The following is a 9,913-nucleotide window of genomic DNA, read 5'->3' on the forward strand; positions in this document are numbered from 1 at the left end:
TTTTCACAGATACTTAAAATAATAACGGAAAATTCAGATAAATAAAAGTAAAACATTAATCTATAGGTTTCTATCCACTTACCAATTCTAGATGTTCTTTTTCGGCACAAAAACACCCCTTTAGATAAAATATCTAAAGGGGTGTAAATTTGTAAATTTATTTTAAAGCTATAACTATATTTATTAACCTACCAATCTCCTACTCAACAGTAACAGATTTAGCTAAGTTACGTGGCTTATCAACATCACACTCGCGGTGAAGTGCTGCGTAGTATGAGATAAGTTGTAATGGAATAACTGCTACTAGCGGTGCTAGTGCTTCGTGTACAGCTGGTAATACGAAGCTGTCACCTTCCATTTCTAAGCCTTTCATTGAGATGATACATGGGTTAGCACCGCGTGCTACTACTTCTTTCACGTTACCGCGAATTCCAAGGTTTACGTGCTCTTGTGTAGCAAGTGCGATAACTGGTGTACCATTTTCGATTAAAGCGATTGTACCGTGTTTTAACTCTCCTCCAGCGAATCCTTCTGCTTGGATGTAAGAGATTTCTTTTAGTTTTAACGCACCTTCTAATCCTACGTAGAAGTCTACGCTACGTCCGATGAAGAAACAGTTACGCGTTGTTGCTAAAAATTGTTTTGCTAATGCGTCCATTTCTTCTTTTTGATCACAAAGTTCTATCATTGCATTTGCTACAAGTCCTAGTTCGTGTGTTAAATCGAAATCAAGAACTTCACCTTTTGCTTTAGCAATATCAGCTGCTAAAATTGAAAGTACTGCAAGCTGTGCTGTATAAGCTTTCGTTGATGCAACTGCAATTTCTGGTCCAGCGTATAATGGAAGTGTATAATCAGCTTCACGAGAAAGAGTAGAACCAGGCACGTTTGTAATTGTTAATGCTTTATGACCCATTTCATTTGTTTGTACAAGTACTGCACGGCTATCAGCTGTTTCACCACTTTGTGAAATGTAAATGAAGAATGGTCTTTCTGTTAATAATGGCATGTTGTAAGAGAATTCACTTGCTACATGTACTTCAACTGGCATTTTTGCAAACTTCTCGATAAATTGTTTTCCAACAAGACCTGCATGATAACTCGTTCCACATGCAATGATGTAAATACGATCGCTATCTAAAATCGCATTGCGGATGTCTTGATTTAATTCAATTTCGCCATTTTCATCTTGATACTTTTGAATTATATTACGGATTACAAGTGGTTGCTCATCGATTTCTTTAAGCATGAAGTGAGGATATGTTCCCTTTTCAATATCACTTGCGTCTAATTCCGCTGTAAAAGGTGCACGTTCAATCGTTTCACCTTGTAAGTTTTTAATTGTAATACTTTCTTTCGTTACGATTACGATTTCTTTATCCATTAACTCAATAAATTGATCTGTAACTTGTAACATCGCCATAGCGTCGCTTGCCACAACATTAAAGTTGTCACCAACACCTACTAATAGCGGGCTTTTGTTTTTAGCAACATAAATCATGTTTGGATTTTCAGCATCAAGTAATCCGATTGCATAAGAGCCATGTAAAAGAGATAGCGTATTACGGAACGCTTCTTCTACACTTAATCCTGTGCTCACTTGTTGTTCCATAAGCTGTACGATAATCTCTGTATCTGTTTCACTTACGAACGTTACATCTTGTAAATATTCCTTTTTCACTAATTCATAGTTTTCAATTACACCGTTATGAACTAGTGTAAAGCGTTTTGATGTACTTTGATGCGGATGCGCGTTTACTTTACTTGGAACACCGTGTGTAGCCCAGCGTGTGTGTCCGATACCTACGCTTGCTGCTGCGTTCTCATCTACGATTTCACGAAGTTTTGCGATACGGCCTTTTTCTTTGTATACAACAACACCGTTCTCTGCTTGTACTGCAATACCTGCTGAATCATATCCACGATATTCTAGCTTTTCTAAACCTTTTAATAAAATTTCCTTTGCATCTTGCTCTCCAATAAATCCTACGATTCCACACATGTTTAGTCGCCGTTACAAATGCTTACACTGCTCTGCGAACATGTAACGACATAGTCCGATACCATTTTTATTTATACTAAAAAACGGATTACATATTGCTAGCCCTGTAAGCTTGTAACGGCTTTCACCTTCCTCTCGATTGGGTTTAAGTCCGTATATACTTATACAGCTAGTTTTCATCCGTTCCTCTTCTCTCATCACACTTTCACCTTTGTCCACTAAGTCACCTTAATGATTTAAGTAAAAGTTTGCGGTTGTGATGAACAACCGGGAGTCATCCGCCGAAATCTCGATAAACCCCACCTCGTCAACTACACTATTTGTAGTTCTGGCGCTTTTATAATTTACAATATTTCCTTTGAGAAAAAGAACAAGACCATCTTATAACAAACATGGATAAACCGTCAATGAAATTTTTTTCATCGTCTATAAAACATATGAAAAAGGAGCACTTTTTGTGCTCCTTTTTCATATAAATTCAGCTAATTATTCAGCGCCAACTTCGGCTTTCACAACTTCTACAATGCGATGTACATATGCATCACAAACTTCTTGTGTTGGTGCTTCTGCCATTACACGAATAAGTGGCTCTGTTCCAGATGGACGAACAAGAATACGGCCATCACCGTTCATTTCTTCCTCTACAACACGAATAATTTCTTTAATTTTTTCATTTTCTAATGCTAATTTTTTATCTGTTACACGAACGTTTACTAGCAATTGTGGGAATTTCGTCATTTCTCCTGCAAGCTCAGATAATGGTTTTTTCGTCATTTTCATGATGTTTACAAGTTGAAGTGCACTTAACATTCCGTCACCAGTTGTAATGTAATCAAGTAAGATAATATGGCCTGATTGTTCTCCACCTAAGTTGTAACCACCGCGTTTCATCTCTTCCATTACGTAGCGGTCACCGACTGCTGTTTTATCACTTGTAATATTATTTGCTTCAAGTGCTTTGTAGAAACCTAAGTTACTCATAACAGTTGAAACAACTGTATTATGTTTTAATTGACCAGTTTCTTTCATGTATTTCGCACAAATAAACATAATTTGATCACCGTCAACGATGTTTCCTTTTTCGTCTACAGCAATTAAACGGTCGCCATCGCCATCAAAAGCAAGTCCGATGTCAGCACCTTTTTCTTTTACTAATTCAGCTAATACTTCTGGATGTGTAGATCCTACACCTTCGTTAATATTCATACCGTTCGGTGAAGTCCCCATTGTTGAAATATCAGCTTCTAAATCTGCAAATAAGTATGGAGCTAAAGAAGATGTGGCACCATGTGCACAATCTAAAGCAATATGTAGGCCAGAGAAGTCTTCTTCAACAGTTTGTTTAATGTATTGTAAATATTTTTGTCCACCTTCAAAGTAATCGCTCACTTGTCCAAGGTTAGTACCTGTTGGACGTGGTAGTTCATCAACTTCTTTGTCTAATAAAGCTTCAATTTCAGCTTCTTGCTCATCTGTTAATTTAAAGCCGTCTGAACCAAAGAATTTAATACCGTTATCTTGTACTGGATTATGAGATGCAGAAATCATAACACCCGCTTGTGCGTCTAGTGCTTTTGTTAAATAAGCAACACCCGGTGTAGAAATAACGCCAAGGCGCATTACTTCTGCTCCAGTTGATAATAGACCTGCTACTAAAGCTCCTTCTAACATATGGCCAGATACACGTGTATCACGACCGATAATTACTTTTGGACGATCTGTATCTTTTGTTAATACATAACCACCAAAACGCCCAATTTTGAAAGCTAATTCAGGTGTTAACTCCTTATTTGCAACTCCGCGTACTCCATCTGTACCAAAATATTTACCCATTATGATTCGCTCCTTTTTCTTGCTCTTTTTGATTATGGTTATCTACTGTTGGTTCTTGACTAGTTTCTTTATCTTTATCTTGATTTTGGTTTTGATTATTTTCCTGTTCCGTTTCCTTTTCTGGATCGGGTTCAGGATTTTTTGGCTTCTGATTTTGATTTTCTTGATTGGTGTTTGAATCCGGTTGTTGACCGTTACCCTGTACTTCTTTATCTGGTTTTTCTTTTTTTACAATAGTAACTTTAGCACTTTTTTGTTTTGGCTCTATTGAAATATTACCAGGACCACTCACTTGAATAGAAATATCTTTCGTCCCTGAAGATACATTTTGCAGATTAATTACCGCTGTTATTTGGGCAGCTGTTATTTTATCTACTATACTTGCTTCTCCTGAAATATCAACACTTATCTTTTCATCTTGCGGCGAAATTAGCTGAGCCGTAACATCTTTAGAAAGTCCATTTTTTTGGATTGGGATACCATCAATCGTTTTTGTTTTCGTTTGCTTTGTTTTTTGTACTCCCACCGAAACCTTCACTTGATTCGGTTTTGCACTTGTTACACCCTTGGGTAATAAAACAGAGGCATCGAATGTTGTAGACTCTGTCAATTGACTAAAATCTACTTCGACCCCCTCTAGCGATTGTATATTATCCAAAATATCTTTTGGACCAGCTATCGTTACTTCTCTCGGCTCGACACTGATATTTGTAACTGCCAATCCTTCTGCTAAATTCCCCTTCTTCGTATACGTTACAGGAACAGTTTTTTCAGTATTATTGGCTGTAGTTTGCGTTGCCACATTCAACGTTACACTAATCTTAGATGGACTTGTTCTTACATTTAAACGTTTTCCTTCTTTATTGTATAATGTAACTTCGGGCGTTTTTGTAACAGTTTTATTAACACCTTTTAAATCAACATACGCTTTGGCAGATGAAATGCTTTCAATTTCTTCTTTCGTCCCAACTACCTCAACAGTATCCGGTTTAAGGCTTGATTTTTCGAGAGTAGCCCCCGCTGGCATCTGATCCTCATTTGATAATTTCAAATCTACATGAACATATTTTCTCGCCTTTTCATGAAGAGTAACTTTAATTGTTGATGGCTGAACTGTTCCTTTCACATCATCTGGAAGCCCGTTCGTTTTTAAAGAAATCTCATAAGTTCCTTTTGGACTATCTCGCAAATCAATTGGTATGTCAAATTGTTTTTTTGCTTTTGCTGTAGCAACTGATGCTTTTGGGCCTTCTAACTTCACCTTAACGCCCTCTGCTGGAATACCACTTACAATATATTTCTCCTCATCATACTTAAGGTTAATCGCATAATTAGTTAATGTTTCTTTCGTATCATTTGCAAAAGGTAATATACCTGATGTCGTATTTTTTTCAGTTAACGTCGCTGACATAAAAAGCATACACGCCAATAGTAATGAGATCCCTTTTAAAAACCAATGATTCTCCATTAACTTATCCATGACGCTTTCTCCTCCAATTCCATAAAGACGAAGAAGTCGTTTTTTCGTTCCCACTAAATTCAGCTAATAACATATCCTTCAGCTGTTCTGTCTTCAAATCACGATGCAACTTACCATTTTTCGTTAAAGAAATTTGACCAGTTTCTTCAGACACAACTACTGTAATACTATCAGTAACTTCACTAACTCCCATTGCAGCACGATGTCTAGTTCCTAATTCTTTAGAAATAAACGGACTTTCTGATAATGGAAGATAGCATGCTGCTGCTTTAATTGTACTTCCTTGCATAATTACCGCTCCGTCATGAAGAGGTGTATTTGGAATGAAAATATTAATAAGTAATTCCGATGATACGTTTGCATTCAGCGGAATACCCGTTTCCACATAATCACCCATACCGGTCTCTTTTGACAAAGTAATTAATGCACCAATTCTACGTTTCCCCATATATTCGGTTGCTTTTGCTATCGCTGTTGCAACCATTTCAGGTTCATCATCCTCATGCGTTCCAACACGCGAAAATAAACTCCCGCGCCCTAGCTGCTCAAGTGCTCTTCGCAATTCTGGCTGAAAGATAATAATAACGGCTAAAAATCCCCACGTTAATACTTGTTCAGTTAGCCAAGATAGCGTATGCAATTCAAGGAAAATACTAATCATCTTAACGACAATGATAACTGTAATCCCTTTTAAAAGTTGAACAGCTTTCGTCCCTCGGATTATAAGAATTAGCTTATATATAATAAACCATACAATGGCAATATCTAATGCCGTACTAAGATATTTCAAAATGGTCGTATCTTCAAAAGGCATGCTATCCCTTCCTCCTACTTACGAGCAATTCTATCCATATATTGAAATATTGTTTTATGCTCTATCTGTATGTATTTCCAACAACTAGTTAATTATACCATACATGAAATAAACGACAATTACAAACAACCCCCTTTAGCTCAAATTGGTAAGATGTCAAACATTTTTATCTTACAGTATAATATAAATCATTATTATACGCCTATTTTCAAATAAAAAAAGCAACTTCTCAGTTGCTTTTCTTACATTTATTTTAGTTTTTCACCGAATAAAGAACCCATTAAAGCAACTGCTGTTGTTGCCGTTCTATTTCTCTCATCTAAAATCGTATTTACCTCAACAAATTCAGCAGATGTGATAATATCAGCTTCCGCTAACATTTCCATCGCCAAGTGGCTTTCACGATAAGATAGACCACCAATTACAGGCGTTCCAACACCTGGTGCATCATGAGGATCAAGACCATCTAAATCTAATGATAAGTGTACACCATCAGTATGAGATAAATATGCGATTGTTTCTTCCATAACAGCCGTCATCCCCATACGATCAATTTCATGCATCGAGAACACTTTAATACCTTCATTGCGAATGAAGTCTTTTTCTCCTTCATCTAATGCACGCGCACCGATAATTACAACATTCTCTTTTTTCACCTTTGGATATGCTCCGTATAAATCTACAAGTGAAGAATGTCCATAACCTAAACTTGCAGCAAGTGACATACCGTGAATATTTCCAGATGGTGAAGTTTCCTCTGTATTTAAATCACCGTGTGCATCATACCAAATAACACCTAAGTTTTTATAATGTTTGGCTACACCAGCTAATGTACCGATAGCAATACTATGGTCACCACCTAATACAAGTGGAAAACGACCTTCTTCTATAATATGATCCACCTTACTTGCTAATTCATTACATACAGTTGCAACTTGTCTAAGGTTTCTTAATTTTGTATTTTCATCTACCTCTTTTTCTCTCTCTATACATATATCTCCCATATCTTTAACGTCATATCCAATTTCTTCAATTCTTTCAATTACCCCTGCATAACGGATCGCGCTCGGTCCCATATCAACTCCACGACGCATCTGTCCTAAATCCATTGGAACTCCAATAACTGAAATTTCTTTTTTCATAGATAGTATCCCCCTTTTATGCCTTCACTAAATATTTTAAATCTTTTATATAGTCTGACTCAACTCGACATTTTTTTGTATGGATATACAATTTATTCACTTATATTCACGTTGAAAATCAAATTTCAAGACTATTCTATGTATAAAGTTAACTTAATGAAACAATCGCAATCACTATTATCAAATAATAATAATAAAACACTCCTACATTTAGAAGTGTTTTTCTGACGCTATTTTCCATACTGCTGCAATATTCTTCGTTGTCATTTCAATATTTTCTTCTGCTACTCTATATGCTTCTTCTAGTGTCATCGGTCTCGTTGTAATACTAAATACCGCATCTATTCCTTTCTCGTAAACAGCTGGATAATCAGATGATACAGACCCTCCAATAGCAATTACAGGCACAGAAAAACGTTTCGCACGCCCCGCAACACCAACAGGAGCCTTCCCATATGCAGTTTGTTCATCTATTCTACCTTCACCAGTTATAATGAGATCTGCATCTTCTATATGTTTATCGAAATTTGTATAATTCAATACAATTTCAATGCCCCTTCGCAAGTCTCCCTTTAACACTGAAATAACAGCTGCTCCCATTCCTCCCGCTGCCCCTGCACCAGGTATTTCAGATACATCAAAAGATACATATCGTTTAAGGATATTCGCGTAATGTTTTAAATTCTCATCTAGCTCTTTCATCATCTCTACATTCGCACCCTTTTGTCTCCCAAATACGAAAGATGCTCCCTGCATTCCGACTAATGGATTATCCACATCACAGGCCGCTTCTATCTTTACTCCCTTTAAGCGTGGGTCCAGTTGTGAAAAATCAATAGCAACAATTGAATGTAATGTGCCTCCAGATGGATTTATTACTTCATCCTTGTCATTTATAAATCTTACTCCTAAAGCTGCTAACATACCTGCCCCACCATCATTTGTAGCACTTCCTCCAAGTCCTAAAATTATGTACTTCACTCCTTGATCTAGCGCATGTAATATAAGTTCTCCTGTTCCTTTTGTCGTTGTAATAAGTGGATTGCGCTTTTCAACTGGAACGTGCTGTAATCCTGATGCTGCTGCCATTTCAATAAACGCTGTCTTTTTATCTTTAGAAATGCCATAAAAAGCTTGTACACCTTGTCTAAGCGGTCCTGTCACACTAATTGATATAATTCTCCCCCCTGTAGCATCAACAAGTGATTCAACCGTCCCTTCTCCTCCATCTCCAATTGGTATTTTTACATACTCTGCATTAGGAAAAATCGCTCTAAAACCTTTTTCAATAGCTCCACATACTTCTATAGCTTTTAGGCTTTCTTTATATGAATCAGATGCAATAACAACTTTCACAATTATCCCCCCATCCCTTATTTTTACGTTTTCTTCATTTTAAACGATAAATATAAAAGTTGTCTTTTTAAACACAAAAAAGCTTACATCGTATGATGTAAGCTTTTTCTATTTAGATGGAGCCTAGCGGGATCGAACCGCTGACCTCCTGCGTGCAAGGCAGGCGCTCTCCCAGCTGAGCTAAGGCCCCTTAGTAATAAAGCGGAAGACGGGATTCGAACCCGCGACCCCAACCTTGGCAAGGTTGTATTCTACCACTGAACTACTTCCGCGAAAATGGTGAGCCATGAAGGATTCGAACCTTCGACCCTCTGATTAAAAGTCAGATGCTCTACCAACTGAGCTAATGGCTCGTAAATGGCTGGGCTAGCTGGATTCGAACCAGCGCATGACGGAGTCAAAGTCCGTTGCCTTACCGCTTGGCTATAGCCCATTAATATTTACTAGTATGGTTATCTTCTCAAAAAAATAAACCCTTTCAGGTTATTTTAAAGAAAATGGTGGAGGGGGGCAGATTCGAACTGCCGAACCCGAAGGAGCGGATTTACAGTCCGCCGCGTTTAGCCACTTCGCTACCCCTCCGACATTTAAACATATATGGTGGAGGATGACGGGATCGAACCGCCGACCCCCTGCTTGTAAGGCAGGTGCTCTCCCAGCTGAGCTAATCCTCCAAAAGTGGTGACCCGTACGGGATTCGAACCCGTGTTACCGCCGTGAAAGGGCGGTGTCTTAACCACTTGACCAACGGGCCAAAAATTTAAAAACTTTTCCAAGCTTCCAACCGGGCTTGAACCGGTGACCTCTTCCTTACCATGGAAGTACTCTACCAGCTGAGCTATGGAAGCATAATGGCTCCGCAGGTAGGAATCGAACCTACGACCGATCGGTTAACAGCCGATAGCTCTACCGCTGAGCTACTGCGGAATAATACAAGCCTGGCAACGTCCTACTCTCACAGGGACAAGGTCCCAACTACCATCGGCGCTAGAGAGCTTAACTTCCGTGTTCGGTATGGGAACGGGTGTGACCTCTCTGCCATCATTACCAGACTTTTATCATTATACACATTCTTTTCAGAATGTCAAAAGGAATTTTAAATATATATTCCTTCAAAACTAGATAACATTGCTACATATTATATGGTTAAGTCCTCGATCTATTAGTATTCGTCAGCTCCACATGTCACCATGCTTCCACCTCGAACCTATCAACCTGATCATCTTTCAGGGATCTTACTAGCTTACGCTATGGGAAATCTCATCTTGAGGGGGGCTTCATGCTTA

At 38.1% G+C, this 9,913-nt stretch carries 7 protein-coding genes, 9 tRNA genes and 2 rRNA genes; all 18 read right to left on the reverse strand.

Annotated elements, in window-relative coordinates:
* Nucleotides 1-199 precede the first annotated feature (199 nt).
* On the reverse strand, nucleotides 200-2,002 hold the full coding sequence (gene glmS / locus C4S65_RS24665) for a glutamine--fructose-6-phosphate transaminase (isomerizing) (protein WP_098838684.1): 1,803 nt from the start codon (nucleotides 2,000-2,002) through the stop codon (nucleotides 200-202).
* Nucleotides 2,003-2,014: 12 nt separating this feature from the next.
* Entirely contained in the window at nucleotides 2,015-2,200 is a 186-nt protein-coding gene (locus C4S65_RS24670) for a hypothetical protein (protein ID WP_001206405.1), read from the reverse strand.
* Nucleotides 2,201-2,488: 288 nt separating this feature from the next.
* A complete protein-coding gene (glmM, locus tag C4S65_RS24675; protein WP_000521479.1) occupies nucleotides 2,489-3,835 on the reverse strand; it encodes a phosphoglucosamine mutase in 1,347 nt (448 codons plus the stop codon).
* Complete coding sequence (locus tag C4S65_RS24680; protein WP_097960136.1) at nucleotides 3,828-5,315, reverse strand: CdaR family protein; 1,488 nt, start codon at nucleotides 5,313-5,315, stop codon at nucleotides 3,828-3,830. Before C4S65_RS24680 ends, glmM begins: the two co-directional genes overlap by 8 nt.
* Nucleotides 5,308-6,129, reverse strand: a complete 822-nt coding sequence (cdaA, locus tag C4S65_RS24685; RefSeq protein ID WP_001115695.1) for a diadenylate cyclase CdaA — start codon at nucleotides 6,127-6,129, stop codon at nucleotides 5,308-5,310. Before cdaA ends, C4S65_RS24680 begins: the two co-directional genes overlap by 8 nt.
* 248 nt (nucleotides 6,130-6,377) lie before the next feature.
* Nucleotides 6,378-7,271, reverse strand: a complete 894-nt coding sequence (rocF, locus tag C4S65_RS24690; RefSeq protein ID WP_097960135.1) for an arginase — start codon at nucleotides 7,269-7,271, stop codon at nucleotides 6,378-6,380.
* 210 nt (nucleotides 7,272-7,481) lie between these two features.
* A complete protein-coding gene (locus tag C4S65_RS24695) occupies nucleotides 7,482-8,627 on the reverse strand; it encodes a glycerate kinase (protein ID WP_000869580.1) in 1,146 nt (381 codons plus the stop codon).
* Between the two features lie 117 nt (nucleotides 8,628-8,744).
* Nucleotides 8,745-8,817 (reverse strand) — tRNA-Ala (locus tag C4S65_RS24700).
* 10 nt (nucleotides 8,818-8,827) lie between these two features.
* Nucleotides 8,828-8,899, reverse strand: a tRNA-Gly gene (locus C4S65_RS24705).
* A 5-nt stretch (nucleotides 8,900-8,904) separates the two neighbouring features.
* Nucleotides 8,905-8,980: transfer RNA gene (locus tag C4S65_RS24710), tRNA-Lys, on the reverse strand.
* A 5-nt stretch (nucleotides 8,981-8,985) separates the two neighbouring features.
* Nucleotides 8,986-9,060 (reverse strand) — tRNA-Gln (locus C4S65_RS24715).
* A gap of 65 nt (nucleotides 9,061-9,125) precedes the next feature.
* Nucleotides 9,126-9,209, reverse strand: a tRNA-Tyr gene (locus C4S65_RS24720).
* A gap of 16 nt (nucleotides 9,210-9,225) precedes the next feature.
* Nucleotides 9,226-9,301, reverse strand: a tRNA-Val gene (locus tag C4S65_RS24725).
* A 5-nt stretch (nucleotides 9,302-9,306) separates the two neighbouring features.
* A tRNA-Glu gene (locus C4S65_RS24730) sits at nucleotides 9,307-9,381 on the reverse strand.
* 21 nt (nucleotides 9,382-9,402) lie between these two features.
* Nucleotides 9,403-9,475, reverse strand: a tRNA-Thr gene (locus C4S65_RS24735).
* A gap of 4 nt (nucleotides 9,476-9,479) precedes the next feature.
* A tRNA-Asn gene (locus C4S65_RS24740) sits at nucleotides 9,480-9,554 on the reverse strand.
* A gap of 9 nt (nucleotides 9,555-9,563) precedes the next feature.
* Nucleotides 9,564-9,679: ribosomal RNA gene (gene rrf, locus C4S65_RS24745) — 5S ribosomal RNA — on the reverse strand.
* Between the two features lie 90 nt (nucleotides 9,680-9,769).
* Nucleotides 9,770-9,913 (reverse strand): 23S ribosomal RNA (locus C4S65_RS24750); the annotation flags it as partial.

Source organism: Bacillus sp. ok061, assembly GCF_900108285.1.
Lineage (GTDB): Bacteria > Bacillota > Bacilli > Bacillales > Bacillaceae_G > Bacillus_A > Bacillus_A thuringiensis_S.

Excerpts from the sequence above, each read along its gene's own strand:
- rocF (WP_097960135.1), bottom strand. The coding sequence starts at position 7,271 with ATGAAAAAAGAAATTTCAGTTATTGGAGTTCCAATGGATTTAGGACAG.
- C4S65_RS24670 (WP_001206405.1), bottom strand. The coding sequence starts at position 2,200 with ATGAGAGAAGAGGAACGGATGAAAACTAGCTGTATAAGTATATACGGA.
- glmM (WP_000521479.1), bottom strand. The coding sequence starts at position 3,835 with ATGGGTAAATATTTTGGTACAGATGGAGTACGCGGAGTTGCAAATAAG.
- glmS (WP_098838684.1), bottom strand. The coding sequence starts at position 2,002 with ATGTGTGGAATCGTAGGATTTATTGGAGAGCAAGATGCAAAGGAAATT.
- C4S65_RS24680 (WP_097960136.1), bottom strand. The coding sequence starts at position 5,315 with ATGGATAAGTTAATGGAGAATCATTGGTTTTTAAAAGGGATCTCATTA.
- cdaA (WP_001115695.1), bottom strand. The coding sequence starts at position 6,129 with ATGCCTTTTGAAGATACGACCATTTTGAAATATCTTAGTACGGCATTA.